The 24,084-nt window shown below is 58.7% G+C and carries 21 protein-coding genes and 3 tRNA genes; 22 read left to right on the forward strand and 2 right to left on the reverse strand.

The genetic code is table 11. The annotated features are described in order from the left end of the window. The first annotated feature begins 6 nt into the window (after positions 1-6). From dapB to EIY71_RS12215, 5 genes are all read left to right on the forward strand, one after another. Positions 7-813 carry a 4-hydroxy-tetrahydrodipicolinate reductase gene (dapB, locus tag EIY71_RS12195; protein WP_085746881.1) on the forward strand — a complete coding sequence of 269 codons (807 nt, stop codon included), beginning with the start codon at positions 7-9 and terminating at the stop codon, positions 811-813. Between the two features lie 256 nt (positions 814-1,069). Next, positions 1,070-2,206, forward strand: a complete 1,137-nt coding sequence (gene carA / locus EIY71_RS12200) for a glutamine-hydrolyzing carbamoyl-phosphate synthase small subunit (RefSeq protein ID WP_007953761.1) — start codon at positions 1,070-1,072, stop codon at positions 2,204-2,206. Between the two features lie 126 nt (positions 2,207-2,332). Then, a complete protein-coding gene (gene carB / locus EIY71_RS12205) occupies positions 2,333-5,554 on the forward strand; it encodes a carbamoyl-phosphate synthase large subunit (protein ID WP_039769162.1) in 3,222 nt (1,073 codons plus the stop codon). Then, positions 5,551-6,027, forward strand: a complete 477-nt coding sequence (gene greA, locus EIY71_RS12210) for a transcription elongation factor GreA (RefSeq protein WP_007953757.1) — start codon at positions 5,551-5,553, stop codon at positions 6,025-6,027. Before carB ends, greA begins: the two co-directional genes overlap by 4 nt. 28 nt (positions 6,028-6,055) lie before the next feature. Continuing rightward, the gene (locus tag EIY71_RS12215; RefSeq protein ID WP_085746882.1) at positions 6,056-6,460 is read left to right on the forward strand and encodes an MFS transporter; all 405 of its coding nucleotides are present in this window, start codon (positions 6,056-6,058) and stop codon (positions 6,458-6,460) included. 9 nt (positions 6,461-6,469) lie between these two features. Here the strand turns inward: EIY71_RS12215 and EIY71_RS12220 are convergent, their stop codons facing one another. Next, a complete protein-coding gene (locus EIY71_RS12220) occupies positions 6,470-6,778 on the reverse strand; it encodes a YhbY family RNA-binding protein (RefSeq protein WP_007953753.1) in 309 nt (102 codons plus the stop codon). 101 nt (positions 6,779-6,879) lie between these two features. Here EIY71_RS12220 and rlmE point away from each other — a divergent pair, with 101 nt between their 5' ends. From rlmE to EIY71_RS12305, 17 genes are all read left to right on the forward strand, one after another. Further along, positions 6,880-7,509, forward strand: coding sequence for a 23S rRNA (uridine(2552)-2'-O)-methyltransferase RlmE (rlmE, locus tag EIY71_RS12225; RefSeq protein WP_007953751.1), 630 nt, complete (start codon positions 6,880-6,882; stop codon positions 7,507-7,509). A 202-nt stretch (positions 7,510-7,711) separates the two neighbouring features. Continuing rightward, positions 7,712-9,619, forward strand: a complete 1,908-nt coding sequence (gene ftsH / locus EIY71_RS12230; RefSeq protein WP_011332403.1) for an ATP-dependent zinc metalloprotease FtsH — start codon at positions 7,712-7,714, stop codon at positions 9,617-9,619. An 8-nt stretch (positions 9,620-9,627) separates the two neighbouring features. Further along, positions 9,628-10,479 carry a dihydropteroate synthase gene (gene folP / locus EIY71_RS12235; RefSeq protein WP_085746883.1) on the forward strand — a complete coding sequence of 284 codons (852 nt, stop codon included), beginning with the start codon at positions 9,628-9,630 and terminating at the stop codon, positions 10,477-10,479. A gap of 16 nt (positions 10,480-10,495) precedes the next feature. Next, positions 10,496-11,833 (forward strand): phosphoglucosamine mutase, encoded by a 1,338-nt coding sequence (gene glmM, locus EIY71_RS12240; RefSeq protein ID WP_085746884.1) that lies wholly within the window; start codon positions 10,496-10,498, stop codon positions 11,831-11,833. Positions 11,834-11,898: 65 nt separating this feature from the next. Continuing rightward, positions 11,899-12,654, forward strand: coding sequence for a triose-phosphate isomerase (tpiA, locus tag EIY71_RS12245; RefSeq protein ID WP_007953744.1), 756 nt, complete (start codon positions 11,899-11,901; stop codon positions 12,652-12,654). A 4-nt stretch (positions 12,655-12,658) separates the two neighbouring features. Continuing rightward, positions 12,659-13,042 (forward strand): preprotein translocase subunit SecG, encoded by a 384-nt coding sequence (gene secG, locus EIY71_RS12250; protein WP_011332406.1) that lies wholly within the window; start codon positions 12,659-12,661, stop codon positions 13,040-13,042. 22 nt (positions 13,043-13,064) lie between these two features. Further along, positions 13,065-13,150, forward strand: a tRNA-Leu gene (locus tag EIY71_RS12255). A 97-nt stretch (positions 13,151-13,247) separates the two neighbouring features. Then, positions 13,248-13,324: transfer RNA gene (locus EIY71_RS12260), tRNA-Met, on the forward strand. Positions 13,325-13,462: 138 nt separating this feature from the next. Beyond that, positions 13,463-13,921: a ribosome maturation factor RimP gene (rimP, locus tag EIY71_RS12265; RefSeq protein ID WP_039769696.1), complete on the forward strand. Its 459-nt coding sequence runs from the start codon at positions 13,463-13,465 to the stop codon at positions 13,919-13,921. A gap of 47 nt (positions 13,922-13,968) precedes the next feature. After that, positions 13,969-15,450 carry a transcription termination factor NusA gene (gene nusA, locus EIY71_RS12270; protein WP_003221546.1) on the forward strand — a complete coding sequence of 494 codons (1,482 nt, stop codon included), beginning with the start codon at positions 13,969-13,971 and terminating at the stop codon, positions 15,448-15,450. A gap of 27 nt (positions 15,451-15,477) precedes the next feature. Next, positions 15,478-17,994, forward strand: a complete 2,517-nt coding sequence (gene infB / locus EIY71_RS12275) for a translation initiation factor IF-2 (RefSeq protein WP_007953742.1) — start codon at positions 15,478-15,480, stop codon at positions 17,992-17,994. Positions 17,995-18,153: 159 nt separating this feature from the next. Next, entirely contained in the window at positions 18,154-18,555 is a 402-nt protein-coding gene (rbfA, locus tag EIY71_RS12280) for a 30S ribosome-binding factor RbfA (protein WP_007953741.1), read from the forward strand. 4 nt (positions 18,556-18,559) lie between these two features. Beyond that, positions 18,560-19,477: a tRNA pseudouridine(55) synthase TruB gene (truB, locus tag EIY71_RS12285; protein WP_129972371.1), complete on the forward strand. Its 918-nt coding sequence runs from the start codon at positions 18,560-18,562 to the stop codon at positions 19,475-19,477. Between the two features lie 141 nt (positions 19,478-19,618). Further along, positions 19,619-19,888 carry a 30S ribosomal protein S15 gene (gene rpsO, locus EIY71_RS12290; protein ID WP_011332409.1) on the forward strand — a complete coding sequence of 90 codons (270 nt, stop codon included), beginning with the start codon at positions 19,619-19,621 and terminating at the stop codon, positions 19,886-19,888. 194 nt (positions 19,889-20,082) lie between these two features. Continuing rightward, positions 20,083-22,188, forward strand: coding sequence for a polyribonucleotide nucleotidyltransferase (gene pnp, locus EIY71_RS12295; protein ID WP_011332410.1), 2,106 nt, complete (start codon positions 20,083-20,085; stop codon positions 22,186-22,188). Between the two features lie 129 nt (positions 22,189-22,317). After that, positions 22,318-22,393: transfer RNA gene (locus EIY71_RS12300), tRNA-Thr, on the forward strand. Positions 22,394-22,627: 234 nt separating this feature from the next. Then, entirely contained in the window at positions 22,628-22,927 is a 300-nt protein-coding gene (locus tag EIY71_RS12305; RefSeq protein WP_134021832.1) for a DUF6388 family protein, read from the forward strand. Between the two features lie 88 nt (positions 22,928-23,015). Here EIY71_RS12305 and nadC read toward each other — a convergent pair whose 3' ends face one another. After that, a complete protein-coding gene (gene nadC / locus EIY71_RS12310) occupies positions 23,016-23,864 on the reverse strand; it encodes a carboxylating nicotinate-nucleotide diphosphorylase (RefSeq protein WP_007953729.1) in 849 nt (282 codons plus the stop codon). Between the last annotated feature and the right edge of the window lie 220 nt (positions 23,865-24,084).

Genomic DNA, 24,084 nt, shown 5'->3' on the forward strand with positions numbered 1-24,084 from the left:
GTCGGCATGCGACGTATAGCTGTGATGGGCGCTGCCGGGCGCATGGGCAAGATTCTGGTCGAGGCGGTGCAGCAGCGCGCGCCGCTGACCGGTCTGACGGCCGCGATTGTCCGCCCTGGCAGTACGCTGATCGGTGTGGATGCCGGTGAGCTGGCTTCGCTCGGTCGAATCGGCGTGCCGCTGTCCGGGAATCTGGAATCAGTGGCGGAAGAGTTCGATGTGTTGATCGACTTCACCCTGCCGGAAGTGATGCTGAAAAACCTGGCCTTCTGCCGCAAGGCCGGCAAGGCGATGGTGATCGGCACGACCGGGCTGGATGCTGCGCAGAAGCAATTGCTGGCCGACGCGGGCAAGGATATCCCGATCGTCTTCGCCGCCAACTTCAGTGTCGGCGTCAATCTGTCGCTGAAGCTGCTCGACATGGCGGCACGGGTGTTGGCGGATGATGCGGACATCGAAATCATCGAAGCCCATCACCGGCACAAGATTGATGCGCCGTCGGGTACGGCCCTGCGCATGGGTGAAGTGATCGCCAATGCGCTGGATCGTGATCTGCAGAAAGTCGCGGTCTATGGTCGTGAAGGCCACACCGGTGCTCGTGAGCGCGAAACCATCGGTTTCGCCACTGTTCGCGGTGGTGATGTGGTGGGTGATCACACGGTGTTGTTCGCCTGCGAGGGCGAGCGACTGGAGATCACGCACAAGGCTTCGAGTCGCATGACGTTCGCCAAGGGCGCGGTGCGTGCGGCGTTGTGGCTGGATGCTCGTGAGCCTGGTTTGTACGACATGCAGGACGTGCTCGACTTGCATTGAGATGTTCTGAAGCCGGCGCAAACGCCCTGTTTGCGCCGGTTTTACTCCGCCGAGCGACGCCCTGTCGCATTCTCCGGCCTTTCGGCCTCATTGGCGGTAGACCAAAAAACCCTTTTTCTGTAAGCTACAGCTTTAGTGTGTCCACTAAAAGCGCGCAGAATAATTCAGTGAAGAAGCGGGGTGACGTGTCCATACGTCACTCCGCTTTTTTACAACCTGCGATTGCCCTTTCATGCGTTATTTACGGGAGGTCTTCTTGACTAAGCCAGCCATACTCGCCCTTGCTGATGGCAGCATTTTTCGCGGCGAAGCCATTGGAGCCGACGGTCAGACCGTTGGTGAGGTGGTGTTCAACACCGCAATGACCGGCTATCAGGAAATCCTTACCGATCCTTCCTACGCCCAACAGATCGTTACCCTGACTTACCCGCACATCGGCAACACCGGCACCACGCCGGAAGATGCCGAGTCCGATCGCGTCTGGTCCGCTGGCCTGGTCATCCGTGACCTGCCGCTGGTAGCGAGCAACTGGCGTAACACGATGTCCCTGTCCGATTACCTGAAAGCCAACAACGTTGTGGCGATCGCCGGTATCGACACCCGCCGCCTGACCCGCATCCTGCGTGAAAAAGGCGCACAGAACGGCTGCATCATGGCCGGCGACAACATCTCCGAAGAAGCGGCCATCGCCGCGGCGCAAGGCTTCCCGGGCCTGAAGGGCATGGACCTGGCGAAAGTCGTCAGCACCAAGACCCAATACGAATGGCGCTCCACTGTCTGGGATCTGAAAACCGACAGCCACGCGACCATCGAAGCCTCCGAGCTGCCTTACCACGTGGTTGCCTATGACTACGGCGTCAAGGTCAACATCCTGCGCATGCTGGTCGAGCGCGGCTGCCGCGTCACTGTTGTTCCAGCGCAAACTCCGGCTGCCGACGTACTGGCTCTGAAACCGGACGGCGTGTTCCTGTCCAACGGCCCTGGTGATCCGGAGCCTTGCGACTACGCGATCAAGGCGATCAAGGAAGTACTGGAAACCGAAATTCCGGTCTTCGGCATCTGCCTCGGCCACCAGCTGCTGGCTCTGGCCTCCGGTGCCAAGACCCTGAAAATGGGCCACGGCCACCACGGTGCCAACCACCCGGTGCAGGATCTGGACACGGGCGTCGTGATGATCACCAGCCAGAACCACGGCTTCGCGGTTGACGAAGAAACCCTGCCAGCCAACGTCCGCGCGATCCACAAATCGCTGTTCGACGGCACCCTGCAAGGTATCGAGCGCACCGACAAGAGCGCGTTCAGCTTCCAGGGTCACCCTGAAGCGAGCCCGGGCCCGAACGATGTGGCCCCTCTGTTTGACCGCTTCATCAACGAGATGGCCAAGCGACGCTAAGCGCTCGCCTTGAGACTGTAGCGAGAAGCCCCTCGAGGGCGGCCCCGGAACCGGCGGCCCCCTCGGGACTTCAGAAATCGATCAAGACGGCTTGCCGACTGACCTGCGGATTTGAGTGACAAACCCATGCCAAAACGTACAGACATTAAAAGCATCCTGATTCTCGGCGCTGGCCCGATCGTTATCGGCCAGGCCTGCGAATTCGACTACTCCGGCGCCCAGGCCTGTAAAGCCCTGCGCGAAGAGGGTTACCGCGTCATCCTGGTGAACTCCAACCCGGCCACCATCATGACCGACCCGGACATGGCCGACGCCACCTATATCGAGCCGATCAAGTGGCAGACCGTTGCCAAGATCATCGAAAAAGAGCGTCCGGATGCCGTGCTGCCAACCATGGGCGGCCAGACTGCTCTGAACTGCGCCCTGGACCTGGAGCGCGAAGGCGTTCTGGAGAAGTTCGGCGTAGAGATGATCGGTGCCAACGCCGACACCATCGACAAGGCTGAAGACCGTTCGCGTTTCGACAAGGCGATGAAGGCCATTGGCCTGGAATGCCCGCGTTCCGGTATCGCCCACAGCATGGAAGAAGCCAACGCGGTGCTCGAGCGCCTGGGCTTCCCGTGCATCATCCGTCCGTCCTTCACCATGGGCGGCACCGGTGGCGGTATCGCTTACAACCGTGAAGAGTTCGAAGAAATCTGCGCCCGTGGTCTGGACCTGTCGCCAACCAAGGAACTGCTGATCGACGAATCCCTGATCGGCTGGAAAGAATATGAAATGGAAGTTGTCCGCGACAAAAAGGACAACTGCATCATCGTCTGCTCGATCGAAAACTTCGACCCGATGGGCGTGCACACCGGTGACTCGATCACCGTTGCCCCGGCTCAGACCCTGACTGACAAGGAATACCAGATCCTGCGCAACGCCTCGCTGGCCGTACTGCGCGAGATCGGCGTCGAGACCGGCGGTTCCAACGTTCAGTTCGGTATCTGCCCGGACACCGGCCGTATGGTCGTGATCGAGATGAACCCGCGTGTATCCCGCTCGTCGGCTCTGGCCTCGAAAGCCACCGGTTTCCCGATCGCCAAGATCGCGGCCAAGCTGGCCGTTGGTTACACCCTCGACGAACTTCAGAACGACATCACCGGCGGCCGTACCCCGGCGTCCTTCGAGCCGTCCATCGACTACGTCGTGACCAAGCTGCCGCGCTTCGCCTTCGAGAAGTTCGCCAACGCTGACGCGCGCCTGACCACCCAGATGAAGTCAGTCGGTGAAGTCATGGCCATCGGCCGTACCTTCCAGGAATCCCTGCAGAAAGCCCTGCGCGGTCTGGAAGTGGGCGTTTGCGGTCTGGACGAGAAAGTCGACCTGAGCAACCCGGAAAGCATGAGCGTGCTCAAGCGCGAACTGACCGTGCCGGGCGCCGAGCGTATCTGGTACGTGGCGGACGCCTTCCGCGCCGGCATGACCGTCGAAGAAATCTTCGGCATGAACATGATCGATCCGTGGTTCCTGGTGCAGATCGAAGACCTGATCAAGGACGAAGAGAAGGTCAAGACCCTCGGTTTGTCCGCTATCGACCGCGATCTGATGTACAAGCTCAAGCGCAAAGGTTTCTCCGACCAGCGTCTGGCCAAGCTGCTGGGCGTCACCGAGAAAAACCTGCGCACTCACCGCCACAAGCTGGAAGTGTTCCCGGTCTACAAGCGCGTGGACACCTGCGCGGCCGAGTTCGCCACCGACACCGCCTATCTGTACTCGACCTACGAGGAAGAGTGCGAAGCTGCGCCGTCCGGTCGCGACAAAATCATCATCCTCGGCGGTGGCCCGAACCGTATCGGTCAGGGCATCGAGTTCGACTACTGCTGCGTTCACGCGGCACTGGCGCTGCGCGATGACGGTTACGAGACCATCATGGTCAACTGCAACCCGGAAACCGTTTCCACTGACTACGACACTTCCGATCGTCTGTACTTCGAACCAGTGACCCTGGAAGACGTGCTGGAAATCTGCCGCGTCGAGAAGCCGAAAGGCGTGATCGTCCAGTACGGCGGCCAGACGCCTCTGAAGCTGGCTCGTGCTCTGGAAGCGGCCGGCGTGCCGATCATCGGCACCAGCCCTGACGCCATCGACCGTGCGGAAGACCGTGAGCGCTTCCAGCAAATGGTCGAGCGCCTGAACCTGCGTCAGCCACCAAACGCCACCGTGCGCAGCGAAGACGAAGCCGTTCGCGCTGCCGCGAAGATCGGTTACCCGCTGGTGGTGCGTCCGTCCTATGTACTGGGCGGCCGGGCGATGGAAATCGTTTACAAGGAAGAAGAACTCAAGCGTTACCTGCGTGACGCGGTGCAAGTGTCGAACGACAGCCCGGTGCTGCTCGACCACTTCCTCAACTGCGCCATCGAGATGGACGTGGATGCGGTCTGCGACGGCAAGGACGTAGTGATCGGCGCGATCATGCAGCACATCGAACAGGCGGGCGTTCACTCCGGTGACTCCGCGTGCTCGCTGCCGCCGTACTCGCTGCCGGCGCACATCCAGGACGAGATGCGCGAACAGGTCAAGAAAATGGCCCTGGAGCTGGGCGTGGTCGGCCTGATGAACGTTCAGTTGGCGCTGCAAGGCGAAGACATCTACGTCATCGAAGTCAACCCGCGTGCTTCCCGTACCGTACCGTTCGTGTCGAAGTGCATCGGTATTTCCCTGGCAATGGTCGCGGCTCGCGTGATGGCCGGTAAAACCCTGAAGGAAATCGGCTTCACCAAGGAAATCATTCCGAACTTCTACAGCGTGAAAGAGGCGGTGTTCCCGTTCGCCAAGTTCCCAGGTGTTGACCCGATCCTCGGCCCAGAGATGAAGTCCACCGGTGAAGTGATGGGCGTCGGCGACACCTTCGGCGAAGCCTTTGCCAAAGCCCAGATGGGCGCCAGCGAAGTGCTGCCGACCGGCGGTACCGCATTCATCAGCGTGCGCGACGATGACAAGCCACTGGTTGCAGGCGTGGCCCGTGATCTGATCAACTTGGGCTTCGAAGTCGTCGCCACTGCCGGCACTGCCAAGCTGATCGAAGCCGCAGGTCTGAAAGTGCGTCGCGTGAACAAGGTGACCGAGGGTCGTCCGCACGTGGTCGACATGATCAAGAATGACGAAGTCACCCTGATCATCAACACCACCGAAGGTCGCCAGTCGATCGCCGATTCCTATTCCATTCGCCGTAACGCCTTGCAGCACAAGATTTACTGCACCACCACCATTGCTGCTGGCGAAGCTATCTGCGAAGCGCTGAAGTTCGGTCCCGAGAAGACCGTACGCCGCTTGCAGGATCTACACGCAGGATTGAAGGCATGAATAAATACCCAATGACCGTCCAGGGCTCCAAGGCCCTGGAAGAAGAGCATGCTCACCTGACCAAGGTCGTTCGTCCGAAGCTCAGCCAGGACATCGGTACGGCCCGCGAGTTGGGTGATTTGAAAGAAAACGCTGAATACCATGCTGCGCGCGAACAGCAAGGCATGGTCGAGGCGCGGATCCGTGACATCGAAGGTCGCCTGCAGAACGCGGTGATCATTGACGTGACGACCATTCCGCACACCGGCAAAGTGATTTTCGGCACTACCGTCGAAATCGCCAACGTCGAGACTGATGAAAGCGTGACTTACCAGATCGTGGGTGAGGATGAGGCGGACATCAAACTCGGCAAGATTTCGGTCGGCTCGCCGATCGCTCGCGCCTTGATTGCCAAGGAAGAGGGCGATACGGTCGTCGTGAAAACGCCAGGTGGCGATATCGAGTACGAGATTGTCGAAGTCCGTCACATCTGAGGGTGGGCGCCCGCTGCATGCGGGCGCGATGCTCTGGCAACTGGCCCAGATGTTGTGGGTCGGTGGCCTGTGGTTGGTACATCTCGGTCTGCGGCCGGTGCTGGGTCGGATTGGCCTGGCTCCGCTGCTGATCGACGAAGTTGCAAGTACGTTTGAAGTGGCGGTAGTGGGTTTTGCCGTCGCGTGTGTGATATTTCAGGCTTTGGTGCTGGTACAGGCCGAGGGCCTTGCCAGTCTATGGCGGGATTTTCGCGGGCAGGTGTTGCTGATGGCGTTGTATGCGTGTGCGATGTTTGTCGCAGTGCGTGTCGGCTGGCCGGATGCGCAGCGCTGGCAGGTGTTCAGCTTTCTTGTGTTGGGTTTTTCCGGGTTGGTGCTGGTATTGCAGCCGGTGCCGGGATGGAGTGGCAGGGTGCGCGAAGCACACCCTTGACCCTCGCCATCACTTGAAGCGATGGACGTTCGACAGCTGCTTGTTGACGCTGAAGTTCTTGCGGTAAATCAGTGCCATCTTGCCGATGACTTGCACCAGATCGGCCTTGCCGGTCTTGCACAGCTCTGCAACGGACGCCAGGCGCGCCTCGCGATCGAGGATGTTGAGCTTGATCTTGATCAGCTCGTGATCTGCCAATGCGCGTTCGAGTTCGGCTAGAACACCCTCAGTCAAACCGTTGTCAGCCACAGTCAGAACTGGTTTCAGGTGGTGGCCAATGGATTTGTACTGTTTCTTCTGCTCTGGAGTGAGCGGCATAATCTGACCCTTTCGTCTGGATTCTGTAAAATGGCGGCCATTTTACCCGAGGGCTCGTGGATCCGCCCAATTAATCACGACCCTAATCAACGAGGTGCCCAATGGCGCGTTCCAAGACAAGCCTTGGTTGGCTGAAAAGACATGTCAATGATCCCTATGTGAAGCAAGCGCAGAAGGATGGCTACCGCTCGCGTGCGAGTTACAAGCTTCTGGAGATCCAGGAGAAATACAAACTGATCCGTCCGGGCATGAACGTCGTCGACCTCGGCGCGGCGCCTGGCGGCTGGTCGCAGGTCACCAGCCGGCTGATCGGTGGTCAGGGGCGATTGATCGCCTCGGACATCCTGGAAATGGACAGCATTCCGGACGTGACTTTCATTCAGGGTGACTTCACCGAGGATGCAGTGCTCGCTCAGATCCTTGAGGCTGTGGGTAATTCGCAGGTGGACCTTGTGATTTCCGATATGGCCCCCAATATGAGTGGTACGCCTGAAGTGGATATGCCAAAAGCCATGTTCCTTTGCGAGCTGGCGCTTGATCTGGCGGAGCGGATTCTCAAGCCGGGTGGCAATTTCGTGATCAAGATTTTTCAGGGCGAAGGGTTCGATGTTTACCTGAAGGATGCTCGAAAGAAGTTCGACAAGATCCAGATGATCAAGCCGGACTCCTCTCGTGGCAGCTCTCGCGAGCAGTACATGCTGGCTTGGGGCTATCGCGGTCGTAGCGAGTAAAACGAGGTTTTTTGGCGGGGTGATAGGTTTTTCGTATTTCGCCCCGCGCGCATAAGCGAATATTGTGTAGAAAGTGTTTCACAAAGGGTTACAGACGGCGCCTGCCAGAGCTGTAGGTAATGTAGTAAGTTAGGCCGGTGAATATCATGCGAAGCGCGCGCCAGTAGCGGAGCTTGCTTCAGAGGGTAGTTAATTGAACGATATGGCAAAGAATCTGATCCTGTGGTTGATCATCGCGGCTGTCCTGGTGACGGTGATGAACAACTTCTCCAGCCCTAACGAGCCGCAGACCCTCAACTATTCCGACTTCATCCAGCAGGTCAAGGATGGCAAGGTCGAGCGCGTGGCCGTCGACGGCTACGTGATTACCGGCAAGCGCAACGATGGCGACAGCTTCAAGACCATTCGTCCGGCAATCCAGGACAATGGCCTGATCGGCGATCTTGTCGACAACCACGTTGTAGTCGAAGGCAAGCAGCCTGAGCAGCAAAGCATCTGGACCCAGCTTCTGGTGGCCAGCTTCCCGATCCTGGTGATCATCGCGGTGTTCATGTTCTTCATGCGCCAGATGCAGGGCGGTGCGGGCGGCAAGGGCGGGCCGATGAGCTTTGGCAAGAGCAAGGCGCGTCTGCTGTCCGAAGATCAGGTGAAAACCACCCTGGCTGACGTTGCCGGTTGCGACGAAGCCAAGGAAGAAGTGGGCGAACTGGTCGAGTTCCTCCGTGATCCGGGCAAGTTCCAGCGCCTGGGCGGCCGCATTCCTCGCGGCGTGCTGATGGTCGGCCCTCCGGGTACCGGTAAAACCTTGCTGGCCAAGGCGATTGCCGGCGAAGCCAAAGTGCCGTTCTTCACCATTTCCGGTTCCGACTTCGTCGAAATGTTCGTAGGTGTCGGTGCCAGCCGCGTTCGTGACATGTTCGAACAGGCCAAGAAACACGCTCCGTGCATTATCTTCATCGACGAGATCGACGCCGTTGGTCGCCATCGTGGTGCGGGCATGGGTGGCGGTCACGACGAGCGCGAACAGACGCTCAACCAGTTGCTGGTCGAGATGGACGGTTTCGAAATGAATGACGGCATCATCGTCATCGCTGCGACCAACCGTCCTGACGTGCTGGACCCTGCGTTGCTGCGACCTGGTCGTTTCGACCGTCAGGTGGTGGTTGGTTTGCCGGACATCCGTGGTCGTGAGCAGATCCTCAAGGTTCACATGCGTAAAGTGCCAATGGGTGACGACGTTGCTCCGGCCGTTATCGCACGTGGTACTCCGGGGTTCTCCGGTGCCGATCTGGCGAACCTGGTCAACGAGGCTTCGCTGTTCGCCGCCCGTGCCGGCAAGCGCATCGTCGAAATGAAAGAGTTCGAACTGGCCAAAGACAAGATCATGATGGGCGCCGAGCGCAAATCCATGGTCATGTCCGAGAAGGAAAAGCAGAACACCGCTTATCACGAAGCAGGCCACGCCATTGTTGGTCGCGTCGTGCCCGAGCATGATCCGGTCTACAAGGTGTCGATCATCCCGCGCGGTCGTGCGCTGGGTGTGACCATGTTCCTGCCGGAAGAGGATCGCTACAGTCTGTCCAAGCGTGCGCTGATCAGTCAGATCTGCTCGCTGTACGGCGGCCGTATTGCTGAAGAGATGACTTTGGGCTTCGACGGTGTGACCACAGGTGCATCCAACGACATCATGCGCGCGAGTCAGATTGCGCGGAACATGGTGACCAAGTGGGGTCTGTCGGAAAAACTCGGTCCGTTGATGTACGCCGAAGAAGAGGGTGAAGTATTCCTCGGTCGCGGCGGTGGCGGTCAGAATGCGAGCTTCTCCGGTGAGACAGCCAAGCTGATCGACTCCGAAGTGCGCAGCATCATCGATCAGTGCTATGGCACCGCCAAGCAGATCCTTACGGACAATCGCGACAAGCTCGATGCCATGGCGGATGCCCTGATGAAGTACGAGACGATCGATGCCGAACAGATCGACGACATCATGGCCGGTCGTACACCTCGCGAGCCTCGCGACTGGTCGGGCGGTACCGGTACTGGTACGCCTCCTGTCATTCAGGGCGAGCGTCCGGAAACACCGATTGGCGGTCCGGCTGCCGACGTTTAAGGTTTGAAATGACTTCTGTACAGTCCCTGACCCGGTTGCCTTGCGGCAACCGGGTTCTTGATTTGGCCCGGACGCATGTCATGGGCATTCTCAATGTCACTCCCGATTCATTTTCCGACGGTGGCCGATACAGCCAGCTCGATGCGGCCTTGCGTCATGCCGAAACCATGGTTGCGGCGGGTGCAACGCTGATCGATGTGGGTGGGGAGTCAACCCGGCCCGGCGCGCGGGCGGTTTCTCCATTGGAGGAGCTGGAACGTGTCGCTCCTGTCGTTGAGCTGATCAACCGCGAGCTGGATGTGGTCATATCGGTCGATACGTCCACTCCGGCGGTCATGCGCGAAACAGCGCGGTTGGGTGCCGGTTTGATCAACGACGTTCGTTCGCTACGGCGGGATGGCGCGTTGGATGCTGCTGCTGCCACCGGGTTGCCTGTATGTCTCATGCATATGCTCGGCGAGCCTGGCGACATGCAGGATGATCCGCGTTATCAGGATGTCACCCGGGAAGTGGGCGAATTTCTCGCCGAGCGCATGGCTCAGTGTGAGGTGGCAGGTATTCCGGCCGAGCGGATCATTCTTGATCCGGGCTTCGGCTTCGCCAAAACCCTGCAGCACAATCTAAGCTTGTTCAAGCATATGGAAGCCCTGCATGCGCTGGGGCGGCCACTGTTGGTGGGCGTTTCGCGCAAAAGCATGATCGGTCACGCATTGAATCGCCCGGTGGGCGAGCGTCTATACGGTGGTTTGGCACTGGCTGCACTGGCGTCGGTGAAGGGTGCGCGTATATTGCGCGTCCATGATGTGGCGGAAACGGTGGACGTGGTGCGAATGCTCGCAGCCGTGGAATCAGCCGAATAAGAATGATGGAGCACTTATGAGCAAGAAATATTTTGGTACTGACGGCATTCGTGGTCGTGTCGGGGAATATCCGATTACTCCTGACTTCATGCTCAAGCTCGGCTGGGCTGCCGGCATGGCCTTTCGCAAGATGGGCGCCTGCAAGGTGCTGGTCGGCAAGGACACGCGGATTTCCGGCTACATGTTCGAGTCGGCCCTTGAGGCCGGCCTGACTTCCGCAGGTGCTGATGTGATGCTGCTCGGTCCGATGCCGACTCCGGCCATCGCCTATTTGTCGCGTACATTCCAGGCCGAGGCCGGAATCGTGATCAGCGCATCGCACAATCCGCATGACGACAACGGCATCAAGTTTTTCTCCGGCAGAGGTACCAAACTGCCTGATGAGCTGGAGCTGATGATCGAAGAGCTGCTCGATACGCCGATGACGGTCGTTGAGTCGAGCAAGATCGGCAAGGTTTCGCGAATCAATGATGCGTCCGGTCGCTATATCGAGTTCTGCAAGAGTTCTGTACCGACGGGTACCAGTTTTTCTGGCCTGAAAATTGTCATCGACTGCGCACACGGAGCAACCTACAAGGTCGCACCGAGCGTTTTCCGTGAGCTGGGTGCCGAAGTCGTGGTGCTGTCCGCGCAGCCCAATGGTCTGAATATCAACGACAACTGTGGCTCCACTCACATGGGGCAGTTGCAGGCGGCGGTGCTGTCGGAGCACGCTGACCTGGGGATCGCATTCGACGGCGATGGCGACCGGGTGTTGATGGTTGATCACACGGGTGCGATTGTTGATGGCGATGAGCTGATCTTCATTATTGCGCGCGATCTGCATGAGCGAGGCAAGTTGCAGGGGGGGGTGGTCGGTACGCTGATGAGCAATCTGGGTCTGGAGCTGGCTCTGGCGGATCTGGGTATTCCTTTTGTGCGTGCAAATGTCGGCGACCGCTATGTGATTGCCGAATTGCTGGAGCGTGATTGGCTGGTCGGGGGCGAGAACTCCGGACATGTCGTCTGCTTCAATCACACGACGACTGGCGATGCGATCATCGCGGCGTTGCAGGTGTTGATGGCGTTGAAAGCCCGTAACGAAGGTTTGGCGCAAACGCGCCAGGCCCTGCGCAAGTGTCCTCAGGTGCTGATCAATGTACGTTTCGGCGGTGGCGACAGCCCGCTTGATCATCCGGCTGTCAAGGAAGCCAGCAAGCGTGTGACCGAGGCGATGGCGGGTCGTGGCCGTGTGCTTTTGCGCAAGTCCGGGACAGAGCCTCTGGTGCGTGTGATGGTCGAAGGTGAGGACGAAACCCAGGTTCGTGGCTATGCCGAAGAACTGGCAAAACTGGTAACTGAAGTTTCTGCCTGATTCGGCTTGCCAGCCTTGATTGTGTTGGGTAACATCTGCGCCCACTTTGACCGACGAGGTACAGCATGCGTCGCCCTATGGTAGCTGGTAACTGGAAGATGCACGGTACCCGCGCCAGCGTCGCTGAGCTGATCAACGGCCTTCGTCATCTGGCCTTGCCAAGCGGTGTTGATGTCGCGGTATTCCCGCCTTGCTTGTATATCAATCAAGTGATTGATGGCTTGAAAGGCAAATCGATTTCGGTCGGTGCGCAGAACTCTGCGGTGGAATCCATGCAAGGTGCGTTGACGGGCGAGATTGCGCCGAGTCAGTTGGTGGATGCAGGTTGTTCCCTGGTGCTTGTCGGGCACTCCGAACGCCGTCAGATCATGGGCGAGCGAGACGGAATGCTGAATCGCAAGTTCGCAGCGGCACAGGCATGTGGCTTGATTCCGGTGTTGTGCGTAGGGGAGACCCTGGAGCAGCGTGAAGCCGGAAAAACTCTTGAGGTTGTCGGGCGTCAGCTGGGCAGTATCATCGAGGAGCTGGGTGTCGGTGCTTTTGCCAACGCAGTGATCGCTTACGAGCCGGTCTGGGCGATTGGTACTGGACTGACTGCAACGCCGCAACAGGCTCAGGATGTGCATAAAGCCATTCGCGAGCAGTTGGCGGCAGAGAATTCTGAAGTGGCACGAGGTGTGCGGCTTCTATACGGCGGCAGCGTGAAGGCGGCCAATGCGGTCGAACTGTTCGGCATGCCGGATATCGATGGGGGGCTCATTGGTGGAGCTTCCCTGAATGCAGATGAGTTCGGTGCGATTTGTCGCGCCGCGGGAAACTGAAAAAATGCTGGAAACAGTCGTAGTCGTTTTTCATCTGCTGGGTGCATTGGGCGTAGTTGCTCTGGTTTTGCTGCAGCAGGGTAAAGGTGCGGATGCTGGCGCGTCTTTCGGAGCAGGTGCTTCAAATACTGTGTTCGGAAGCCAAGGTTCCTCTACCTTTCTTAGTAAGTTTACTGCTATACTTGCCGCCGGTTTCTTCATAACCAGCTTGGGGTTAGGATACTTTGCTAAAGAGAAGGCTCATCAGCTGACTCAAGCAGGTTTGCCAAACCCGGCAGTGTTGGAAGTTCCAAAGCAACAACCGGCTTCTGATGATGTCCCGGTGCTTCAAGAGCAAAAGTCGGCTACTCCAGCGACTGACGTACCTCCAGCTCAAGAGCAGAAGTAAGAAGAGTTTCAAACGTAGTATTGCCGAGGTGGTGGAATTGGTAGACACGCAACCTTGAGGTGGTTGTGCCCATAGGGTGTAGGGGTTCGAGTCCCCTTCTCGGTACCAATTAGTCAGGAGAGCCCGCTGTTGCGGGCTTTCTTGCAGGTGGAAGGTTACATTGACCCTATAAGGGATCGGTCGTATACTTCCGCCCCAGCTTTGTCGCGGGGTGGAGCAGTCTGGTAGCTCGTCGGGCTCATAACCCGAAGGTCGTCGGTTCAAATCCGGCCCCCGCAACCAGTTTAAGGAGCCCCTTTTAAGGGGCTTTTTGTTAGCTGGACACTTTCGACGCCGCTGTTCGACGGCGTTTCAAGGATGGGCGTTTCGCCCATTTTTTTATTTTGCATAGCATGCACATACATGCACGAGGGGGTTCAGGTGTCGAGCAAGCTAGAAGAGTTGCAGGCCTTGCTGGCCCCGGTGGTCGTGGCCCTAGGCTATGAATGCTGGGGTATTGAGTTTTCGGCTCAAGGTCGCCACTCAATGTTGCGCGTTTATATCGATAAGGAAGGCGGCGTACTGGTGGACGATTGCGCCATCGTCAGCCGTCAGATCAGCGGTGTGCTGGATGTTGAAGATCCGATCTCCGTTGAATACACCCTTGAAGTTTCCTCGCCAGGCATGGAACGCCCACTGTTCACTCTTGAGCAGTTTGCCAAATATGTCGGTGAACAAGTGAAGATCAAGCTGCGCTCGCCTTTCGAAGGTCGACGCAACTTTCAGGGCCTTCTGCGCGGTGTAGAAGAGCAGGACGTCGTGGTGCAGGTAGATGACCATGAGTTCCTGTTGCCGATCGATATGATCGACAAGGCCAACATTATTCCCAGTTTTGACTGAGACGCGGATCCCGCGGATCCAATGGCTTGCGAAAGGCGAGGCGTACGATGAGCAAAGAAGTACTGCTGGTTGTTGAGTCGGTATCCAATGAAAAGGGTGTACCGGCAAGCGTAATTTTTGAAGCGCTGGAGCTGGCTCTAGCCACTGCTACCAAAAAGCGTTTTGAAGACGAAGTTGATCTGCGTGTGGAAATCAACCGCCACACCGGTTCTTACGAAACTTTCCGTCGCTGGACGGTCGTCGAAGAGAATGATCTCGATGATCCGGCCATCGAAACCTGGCCGAGCAAGGTTGCTGAAACGCACCCTGGCGCCAAGGTTGGCGACGTCGTTGAAGAAAAGATCGAGTCCATCGAGTTCGGCCGCATCGCTGCGCAGACCGCCAAGCAGGTCATCGTGCAGAAAGTGCGCGAAGCCGAGCGCGCTCAAGTGGTTGACGCTTATCGCGAGCGCCTGGGAGAAATCATCTCCGGCACCGTGAAGAAAGTGACCCGCGACAACGTGATCGTCGACCTGGGTAATAACGCTGAAGCGTTGCTGGCCCGTGAAGACATCATCTCTCGCGAAACCTTCCGTGTTGGCGTGCGTCTGCGTGCGCTGCTCAAGGAAATCCGCACCGAGAACCGCGGCCCTCAGCTGATCCTGTCGCGTACCGCGCCGGAAATGCTGATCGAGCTGTTCCGTATCGAAGTGCCGGAAATCGCTGAAGGCCTGATCGAAGTCATGGCCGCATCCCGTGATCCGGGTTCGCGTGCCAAGATCGCTGTCCGCTCCAAGGACAAACGCATCGACCCGCAAGGCGCGTGCATCGGTATGCGCGGTTCGCGCGTCCAGGCCGTGTCGGGCGAGTTGGGTGGCGAGCGTGTCGATATCGTCCTGTGGGACGACAACCCGGCTCAGTTCGTGATCAATGCCATGTCGCCGGCAGAAGTGGCGGCCATCATCGTTGACGAAGATGCCCATGCCATGGACATCGCCGTTGGCGCAGACAATCTGGCTCAGGCCATCGGTCGTGGTGGTCAGAACGTGCGTCTGGCGAGCCAGCTGACTGGCTGGACCCTGAACGTGATGACCGAATCGGACATCCAGGCTAAGCAACAAGCGGAAACCGGCGACATCCTGCGCAACTTCATCGACGAGCTGGAAGTCGACGAAGAGCTGGCTCAGGTGCTGGTAGACGAAGGCTTCACCAGCCTGGAAGAGATTGCCTACGTACCGTTGGAAGAAATGCTCAACATCGACGGCTTTGACGAAGACATCGTCAACGAGCTTCGCGCTCGTGCCAAGGATCGCTTGTTGACCAAAGCCATCGCTACTGAGGAAAAGCTGGCAGACGCCCATCCGGCCGAAGACCTGCTCTCGCTTGAGGGTATGGACAAGGATTTGGCGATGGAACTGGCGGTGCGCGGCGTAATTACCCGCGAAGACCTGGCCGAGCAGTCTATTGACGACCTGCTCGACATCGACGGCATTGACGATGATCGTGCCGGCAAGTTGATCATGGCCGCCCGAGCCCACTGGTTCGAGTAATTAGGCGCGGCCTGAGGAGAGAAGTGCATGACGCAAGTCACGGTGAAACAACTGGCCGATGAGGTCAAAACACCGGTAGAGCGCCTGTTGCAGCAGATGCGTGAGGCAGGTCTGCCGCACACCGCCGCCGAAGAAAATGTGACTGACAGTGAGAAGCAATCCCTGCTGACCCACTTGAAAAGCAGCCACAAGGCGAAAGTGGAAGAACCACGCAAGATCACGCTGCAGCGTAAAACCACCAGCACCCTGCGTGTGGCTGGCAGCAAAAGCATCAGCGTTGAAGTCCGCAAGAAGAAAGTTTTCGTACAGCGTAGCCCGGAAGAAATCGAAGCCGAGCGCAAGCGTGAACTGGATGAACGTCGCGCAGTAGAAAATGCTGCCCGTCAGAAGGCTGAAGAAGAAGCCCGCGTTCGCGCCGAAGAAGAAGCGCGTCGCCAGCCTGCTGCGCCGTCCGCTCCTGCCGAAGCCGTCGCTGCACCTGCGCCAGTGGCCGAACCAGTGCGCGAAGCCGCGCCGGTTGTGGCTGCTGCCCCAGCTGCCGACACTCGCAAGCGTGACGAACAGCGCCGTCCGGACAAACCACGTGCCGACGACAACAACCGTCGTGGCGGTGGTGATGGCGAGCGCAAAAACGCTCCGCATCGCGCATCGGTCAAGGAAAAGGCTCCGGCTCCACGTGTGGCGCCACGCACTACCGATGAAGAAAGCGATGGCTTCCGTCGCGGCGGTCGCGGCAAGGCCAAGCTGAAGAAACGCAACGCCCACGGTTTCCAGAGCCCGACCGGCCCTGTCGTGCGTGAAGTGAAGATCGGCGAAACCATCACTGTTGGCGATCTCGCCCAGCAGATGTCGGTCAAGGCTGCCGAAATCATCAAGTTCATGTTCAAGCTGGGCACCCCGGCCACCATCAACCAGGTACTGGATCAGGAAACTGCCCAGCTGGTCGCAGAAGAACTGGGCCACAAAGTGACCCTGGTCAGCGACACCGCTCTGGAAGATTCCCTGGCCGAGTCCCTGAAGTTCGAAGGTGAAGCAGTTCCTCGTGCGCCGGTTGTGACCGTAATGGGTCACGTTGACCACGGTAAGACCTCGCTGCTCGACTACATCCGTCGTGCCAAGGTAGCTGCTGGCGAAGCCGGCGGTATCACCCAGCACATCGGTGCATACCACGTTGAAACCGAACGCGGCATGGTCACTTTCCTCGACACCCCTGGTCACGCCGCGTTTACCGCCATGCGTGCCCGTGGTGCCAAGGCGACGGACATCGTGATCCTGGTGGTTGCGGCGGACGACGGCGTGATGCCACAAACCATCGAAGCTGTTCAGCACGCTGTTGCTGCTGGCGTTCCGCTGGTAGTTGCGGTGAACAAGATCGACAAGCCGGGTGCAGATCTCGATCGCATCCGTAGCGAACTGTCGGCCCACGGCGTGACCTCCGAAGACTGGGGTGGCGACACTCCATTCGTTCCGGTTTCCGCGAAGATGGGTACCGGCGTCGACGAACTGCTTGAAGCTGTATTGCTGCAAGCCGAAGTCCTCGAACTGACTGCCACTCCATCGGCTCCTGGCCGTGGTGTCGTGGTTGAATCGCGTCTGGACAAGGGCCGTGGCCCGGTGGCGACTGTTCTGGTTCAGGACGGTACGCTGCGTCAAGGCGACATGGTGCTGGTCGGCTCGAACTATGGCCGCGTGCGCGCCATGCTCGACGAGAACGGCAAGCCGATCAAGGAAGCGGGCCCGGCCATTCCGGTCGAGATCCTCGGCCTGGACGGTACGCCTGACGCTGGCGACGAGATGAGCGTGGTTGCCGACGAGAAGAAAGCCCGTGAAGTGGCTCTGTTCCGTCAAGGCAAGTTCCGCGAAGTCAAACTGGCTCGCGCTCACGCCGGCAAGCTGGAAAACATCTTCGAAAGCATGGGTCAGGAAGAGAAGAAGACGCTCAACATCGTCCTCAAATCCGACGTCCGTGGTTCGCTGGAAGCCTTGCAGGGCGCTCTGAACGGCCTGGGCAACGACGAAGTGCAAGTGCGCGTGGTCGGTGGCGGCGTCGGTGGTATCACCGAATCCGATGCCAACCTGGCACTGGCTTCCAACGCTGTACTGTTCGGCTTCAACGTGCGTGCCGATGCCGGCGCACGGAAGATCGTCGAGCAGGAAGGTCTGGACATGCGTTACTACAACGTGATCTACGACATCATCGAAGACGTCAAGAAAGCCCTGACCGGCATGCTTGGCAGCGACGTTCGCGAGAACATCCTCGGTGTGGCCGAAGTCCGTGACGTGTTCCGTTCGCCTAAGTTCGGCGCCATCGCCGGCTGCATGGTGATCGAGGGTACTGTTCACCGTAACCGTCCGATCCGTGTACTGCGTGAAGACATCGTTATCTTCGAAGGCGAGCTGGAATCCCTGCGCCGCTTCAAGGATGACGCTTCCGAAGTACGTGCCGGCATGGAGTGCGGTATCGGCGTGAAGAGCTACAACGACGTCAAAGTCGGCGACAAGATCGAAGTCTTCGAGAAGGTTCAGGTTGCTCGCAGCCTCTGACTCGCGCACTTCAAGGGCCACGTCGGGCCGCCGCATGCAAGTGCGCGGCACGGCGTCAGGACTCTAAACGCAACGCCCGGTCTGGCTTTTGTCAGGCCGGGCGTTTGCCGCTTTCAGACCTTGCGGGTTTCACCGCGGGGCAGTAACAGGTAACAAATCATGGCAAAAGAATACAGCCGTACCCAACGTATCGGCGATCAGATGCAGCGTGAGCTGGCCCAACTGATCCGTCGTGAAGTCAAAGACCCGCGCGTCGGTCTGGTCACCATTACCGCTGTGGAAGTCAGCCGTGACGTCGGTCACGCGAAGATCTTCATCACCGTGATGGGGCAGGACAACGCTGAAGACATCGCGCAAAGCATCAAGGTGCTCAACGCTGCCGCCGGTTTCCTGCGCATGCAGCTGGCCCGCGAAATGAAGCTGCGCAGCGTGCCGCAATTGCACTTCCACTACGACGAAAGCGTCGTGCGGGGTGCGCACCTGTCGGCCCTGATCGAGCGCGCCGTGGCTGAGGACAATCAGCACGTGGCTGCGGCAGAACCCGAAGACACCAAGGAGTAACTCGGTGGCTCAGGTCAAACGTATCCGTCGTAACGTCAGCGGCATCATCCTGCTCGACAAGCCGCTGGGGTTCACCTCCAACGCCGCGTTGCAGAAGGTCCGCTGGTTGCTCAACGCCGAGAAGGCCGGTCACACCGGCAGTCTCGATCCCCTGGCCACCGGCGTTCTGCCGCTGTGCTTTGGCGAGGCGACCAAGTTCTCGCAGTATCTGCTCGATTCCGACAAGGGTTACGAAACCCTGGCGCAACTGGGCAAGACCACCACCACGGCGGACGCCGAAGGTGAGGTTTTGCAGGAGCGTCCGGTGACCGTTGGTCAGGCCGAAGTTGAAGCGGTTCTGCCGAAATTTCGTGGGCAAATCAGTCAGATACCGCCGATGTACTCCGCTCTCAAGCGTGATGGCCAGCCGCTGTACAAGTTGGCCCGTGCAGGCGAAGTAGTGGAGCGCGAACCGCGTTCTGTTACTATTGCGCGCTTGGAATTGCTGGCCTTCGAAGGCGATACTGCGCGTCTTGCGGTGGATTGCAGCAAGGGCACCTATATTCGCACCCTGGTGGAGGATATCGGTGAGCAACTCGGTTGTGGTGCGTACGTCGCTGAACTGCGTCGTACCCAGGCCGGGCCTTTCACCCTGGCGCAGACCGTGACCCTCGAAGAGCTGGAAGCGGTACATGCCGAAGGCGGCAACGAAGCGGTCGACCGCTTCCTGATGCCATCGGACAGCGGCCTGCAGGATTGGCCGTTGCTGCAGTTCTCGGAAGCGAGCGCGTTCTACTGGCTCAACGGCCAGCCGGTGCGTGCCCCGGATGCTCCGAAGTTCGGCATGGTGCGGGTACAGGATCACAACGGTCGCTTCATCGGTATCGGTGAAGTGAGCGAAGACGGGCGCATCGCGCCGCGTCGACTGATTCGGTCAGAATGACCGGAAACCGGTCTGTGTAACAGCAGGCCGGCGAGTGTGGCTGTCAACAGGCACGGTCACTACTCATTTATAGATACAGGGATTTGTCCCTGGCCTGTTGAAACTGTTTTTGAAACGGTTTCCTGATAAAAGGATTGCCTCATGGCTCTCGACGTTCAAGAAAAAGCTCAAATCGTTGCCGACTACCAGCAAGCTGTTGGTGACACTGGTTCGCCAGAAGTGCAAGTTGCACTGCTGACCGCCAACATCAACAAACTGCAAGGTCACTTCAAGGCCAACGGTAAAGACCACCACTCCCGTCGTGGTCTGATCCGCATGGTTAACCAGCGTCGCAAGCTGCTGGACTACCTGAAAGGCAAGGACGTGAGCCGTTACAGCGCTCTGATCGCTCGCCTGGGTCTGCGTCGCTAATCAGCGATTGCGCTATGAGGTTGGTTGTCTGTCAGATGTCAGCGGGTTTCCGCCGGCGTCCGGCAGGCTCCCAGCCTCAAGTTTTATCTGGATACACGTTTTACCCTGGACAGGCGTCGGGCCGATTCCCGGCATTGCCCAAGAATTTCGCAAGAAACCAGTTCCCCCAAGAGCCACAAAGAAGGTAGGACACCGTGAACCCGGTAATCAAAAAATTCCAGTTCGGTCAGTCGACCGTTACCCTCGAGACTGGCCGTATCGCCCGTCAGGCCTCCGGCGCAGTATTGGTCACCGTTGACGACGACGTCAGCGTATTGGTGACCGTAGTCGGTGCCAAGCAAGCCGATCCGGGCAAGGGCTTCTTCCCTCTGTCCGTTCACTACCAGGAAAAGACTTACGCTGCCGGTAAGATCCCTGGCGGTTTCTTCAAGCGTGAAGGCCGTCCTTCCGAGAAGGAAACCCTGACTTCCCGACTGATCGATCGTCCGATCCGTCCGCTGTTCCCGGAAGGTTTCATGAACGAAGTGCAGGTTGTCTGCACCGTCGTTTCCACCAGCAAAAAGACCGATCCGGACATCGCTGCGATGATCGGTACCTCGGCAGCCCTGGCGATCTCCGGTATTCCGTTCGACGGCCCGATCGGCGCCGCTCGCGTGGCTTTCCACGAAAGCACCGGCTACCTGCTGAACCCGACCTACGAGCAGCAAGCTGCCTCGAGCCTGGACATGGTTGTTGCCGGTACTTCGGACGCCGTGCTGATGGTTGAATCGGAAGCCAAAGAGCTGACCGAAGACCAGATGCTGGGCGCGGTACTGTTTGCTCACGACGAGTTCCAGGTCGTAATCAACGCGGTTAAAGAACTGGCTGCCGAAGCTGCCAAGCCAACCTGGACCTGGGCACCTGCTCCAGAAGCCACCGAGCTGCTGGCTGCTATCCGTTCCGAGTTCGGCGAAGCGATCTCCCAGGCTTACACTATCACCATCAAGGCCGACCGTTATGCGCGTCTGGGCGAGCTGCGTGACCAGGTTGTTGCCAAGCTGTCCGGTGAAGAAGGCCAACCTTCGGCTGCCGACGTCAAAGCCGCTTTCGGCGAAATCGAATACCGCACCGTTCGCGAAAACATCGTTAACGGCAAGCCACGTATCGACGGTCGCGACACCCGCACCGTACGTCCGCTGAACATCGAAGTCGGCGTTCTGCCGAAGACCCACGGTTCGGCACTGTTCACCCGTGGCGAAACCCAGGCTCTGGTAGTCGCGACGCTGGGCACCGCCCGTGACGCACAACTGCTGGACACCCTGGAAGGCGAGAAAAAAGACCCGTTCATGCTGCACTACAACTTCCCTCCGTTCTCGGTGGGCGAGTGTGGTCGCATGGGTGGCGCCGGTCGTCGTGAAATCGGTCACGGCCGTCTGGCCCGTCGTTCGGTTTCGGCCATGCTGCCAGCCGCTGACGTGTTCCCGTACACCATCCGTGTGGTATCGGAAATCACCGAGTCCAACGGTTCGAGCTCGATGGCTTCCGTTTGCGGCGCTTCCCTGGCCCTGATGGACGCTGGTGTTCCGATGAAGGCGCCGGTTGCCGGTATCGCCATGGGTCTGGTTAAAGAAGGCGAGAAATTCGCTGTTCTGACCGACATCCTGGGTGACGAAGACCACCTGGGCGACATGGACTTCAAAGTTGCCGGTACCGCCAAAGGTGTGACCGCGCTGCAGATGGACATCAAGATCAAGGGCATCACCGAAGAGATCATGGAAATCGCTCTGGGCCAAGCCCTGGAAGCGCGCCTGAACATCCTCGGTCAGATGAACCAGATCATCGGCCAGTCGCGTACCGAACTGTCGGCCAACGCTCCGACCATGATCGCGATGAAGATCGACACCGACAAGATCCGTGACGTTATCGGTAAAGGTGGCGCGACCATCCGTGCGATCTGCGAAGAGACCAAGGCTTCGATCGACATCGAAGACGACGGTTCGATCAAGATCTTCGGTGAAACCAAGGAAGCGGCTGAAGCAGCACGTCAGCGCGTTCTGGGGATCACCGCAGAGGCCGAGATCGGCAAGATCTACGTCGGCAAGGTTGAGCGCATCGTCGACTTCGGCGCATTCGTCAACATCCTGCCGGGCAAGGACGGTCTGGTTCACATCTCGATGCTGAGCGACGCTCGCGTAGAGAAAGTGACCGACATCCTGAAAGAAGGCCAGGAAGTGGAAGTGCTGGTACTGGACGTGGACAACCGCGGCCGTATCAAGCTGTCCATCAAAGACGTGGCAGCTGCCAAGGCTTCGGGCGTTTAATCACCCCGCAGTCCTAGCGCAATGAAAATGCCCCGCCGTGAAAACGGCGGGGCATTTTTTTGTCCGTGAAATATCGAGTCATTCGACGAAGTTGCCGACCTGCAAGACCAGTGCTAGGTTTAGCCCACCGCCCGTGTAGCTCAGCCGGTAGAGCAGCGCACTCGTAACGCGAAGGTCGCAGGTTCGATTCCTGTCTCGGGCACCACCTCTCCCCAATCCTTTTGAACCGGCATTTATGTTCCACAGGTCAACTTTTTGTGGGAGAGATGTAAAGAGCCGTGTAATTCGTCATGCAAACGTCCTATATTCGGTGCCTGCATGAGCATCGCTTAGCAGTTTTCAGATGATCCCGAATGGTTCCGAAGGCCGGACAGTCCGCGTCAGAGAGATCCTTGATGATCCACATCCATCTTCCATTCTTATGATCAGCGAGAACGCCATGACCGAGTTAACTCAAGAGCAACGCCACGAACAAGCGCTGGAAAAGTACAAGCTTGATGCGTCTGAGCTGATGGACGAGATCAAGGATCTGAGTCCCGATGAGCAGAAGGACCAGATCCAGAGGGCGTTCGAAGACGAAGCCGAAGCCCAGGGCCTGCAACCCTGGGAATTGACCCTCAAGTACACCAGCACCCCTGAAGAGTTCGAAGCCAAGCGCCTGGAGCTGCACAAGGAAGCGGCCGAAGTGTTGGGCGTCGAGTGGGGAGAGTACTGCGAGATGAACAATCTCGTCGTTTGACGAGAGCTGCCAGCTACAAGCCGCAAGCTACAAGTAAAAGCACAACCGCTTTGGCTTGCAGCTTGTAGCTCGCATCTTGCCGCTGCCCTTAAATGCTCAGGCGCATCGACAGGTCCACGGCTTTCACATCCTTGGTCATCGCGCCGATCGAGATGTAATCCACCCCGGTCTGTGCGATCGGCAGCAGCGTGCTTTCGTTGATGCCGCCACTGGCTTCCAGTTTTGCCTTGCCGCCGTTCAGGCGTACGGCTTCGCGCATGTCATCGAGGCTCAGTTCGTCGAGCATGATGATGTCGGCACCGGCGGCCAGCGCCTCCTTCAGCTCCTCCAGACTTTCCACTTCGATTTCCACCGGTTTGCCCGGGGCGATCTTGTGTGCAGCGGCAATGGCCTGCGGGATGCCACCGCTGGCGGCGATGTGGTTTTCCTTGATCAGGAACGCGTCGTACAGGCCGATGCGGTGGTTATGGCAGCCGCCGCAGGTGACCGCATATTTCTGCGCCAGACGCAGGCCCGGCAGGGTCTTGCGGGTGTCGAGCAGTTTCACCGAAGTCTCGGCAACGAAGTCCGCCAGGTACTGCGCGCGGGTCGCTACGCCTGACAACAATTGCAGGAAGTTCAGGGCGCTGCGCTCACCGGTCAGCAGCGAACGGGCAGGGCCTTCCAGATGGAACAGCGGCTGATTCGGCGAAACCCGTTCGCCATCGCGCACCTGCCAATGCACCGCCACCCGTGGATCGAGCTGACGAAACACCGCATCGACCCAGGCTGTGCCACTGATGACGGCGGCGTCGCGGGTGATGATGGTGGCTTTGGCCAGGCGTTCGGCCGGGATCAGTTGCGCGGTGATGTCGCCGCTGCCGATGTCTTCGAGCAACGCACGGCGCACGTTGGCTTCGATTTCGGCGGTCAAATCGGCGAGACGTAGATTCGGCATAACGGGCTCCACAAACTAAGTGGCCCGATTATAGGGGCATGGCGTCGGCCAACCCAAGGCGAGAACAGCCACGCAGCGCTGCATCCGGTCGATTTTCTTTGAGCAAACCCGTTTCTGTCGTGGTCACTGCAAGGTGTCGGCGCATAGGGGAAACCCTGACGGCTCTGGCGCCGGGGACATCTTTTGCAAGATAATCCGCCTTGCATTTGACGCCATGAGT

The sequence above is a fragment of the Pseudomonas sp. CH235 genome, assembly GCF_004368175.1.
Lineage (GTDB): Bacteria > Pseudomonadota > Gammaproteobacteria > Pseudomonadales > Pseudomonadaceae > Aquipseudomonas > Aquipseudomonas paraglycinae.

Bases quoted from the DNA above. Each gene is read 5' to 3' on its own strand.
- secG (WP_011332406.1), top strand. From the start codon at position 12,659: ATGCTGGAAACAGTCGTAGTCGTTTTTCATCTGCTGGGTGCATTGGGC.
- rbfA (WP_007953741.1), top strand. From the start codon at position 18,154: ATGGCAAAAGAATACAGCCGTACCCAACGTATCGGCGATCAGATGCAG.
- nadC (WP_007953729.1), bottom strand. From the start codon at position 23,864: ATGCCGAATCTACGTCTCGCCGATTTGACCGCCGAAATCGAAGCCAAC.
- dapB (WP_085746881.1), top strand. From the start codon at position 7: ATGCGACGTATAGCTGTGATGGGCGCTGCCGGGCGCATGGGCAAGATT.
- rpsO (WP_011332409.1), top strand. From the start codon at position 19,619: ATGGCTCTCGACGTTCAAGAAAAAGCTCAAATCGTTGCCGACTACCAG.
- folP (WP_085746883.1), top strand. From the start codon at position 9,628: ATGACTTCTGTACAGTCCCTGACCCGGTTGCCTTGCGGCAACCGGGTT.
- glmM (WP_085746884.1), top strand. From the start codon at position 10,496: ATGAGCAAGAAATATTTTGGTACTGACGGCATTCGTGGTCGTGTCGGG.
- EIY71_RS12215 (WP_085746882.1), top strand. From the start codon at position 6,056: ATGCTCTGGCAACTGGCCCAGATGTTGTGGGTCGGTGGCCTGTGGTTG.
- greA (WP_007953757.1), top strand. From the start codon at position 5,551: ATGAATAAATACCCAATGACCGTCCAGGGCTCCAAGGCCCTGGAAGAA.
- ftsH (WP_011332403.1), top strand. From the start codon at position 7,712: ATGGCAAAGAATCTGATCCTGTGGTTGATCATCGCGGCTGTCCTGGTG.
- carB (WP_039769162.1), top strand. From the start codon at position 2,333: ATGCCAAAACGTACAGACATTAAAAGCATCCTGATTCTCGGCGCTGGC.
- nusA (WP_003221546.1), top strand. From the start codon at position 13,969: ATGAGCAAAGAAGTACTGCTGGTTGTTGAGTCGGTATCCAATGAAAAG.
- rlmE (WP_007953751.1), top strand. From the start codon at position 6,880: ATGGCGCGTTCCAAGACAAGCCTTGGTTGGCTGAAAAGACATGTCAAT.
- tpiA (WP_007953744.1), top strand. From the start codon at position 11,899: ATGCGTCGCCCTATGGTAGCTGGTAACTGGAAGATGCACGGTACCCGC.
- EIY71_RS12220 (WP_007953753.1), bottom strand. From the start codon at position 6,778: ATGCCGCTCACTCCAGAGCAGAAGAAACAGTACAAATCCATTGGCCAC.
- infB (WP_007953742.1), top strand. From the start codon at position 15,478: ATGACGCAAGTCACGGTGAAACAACTGGCCGATGAGGTCAAAACACCG.
- EIY71_RS12305 (WP_134021832.1), top strand. From the start codon at position 22,628: ATGACCGAGTTAACTCAAGAGCAACGCCACGAACAAGCGCTGGAAAAG.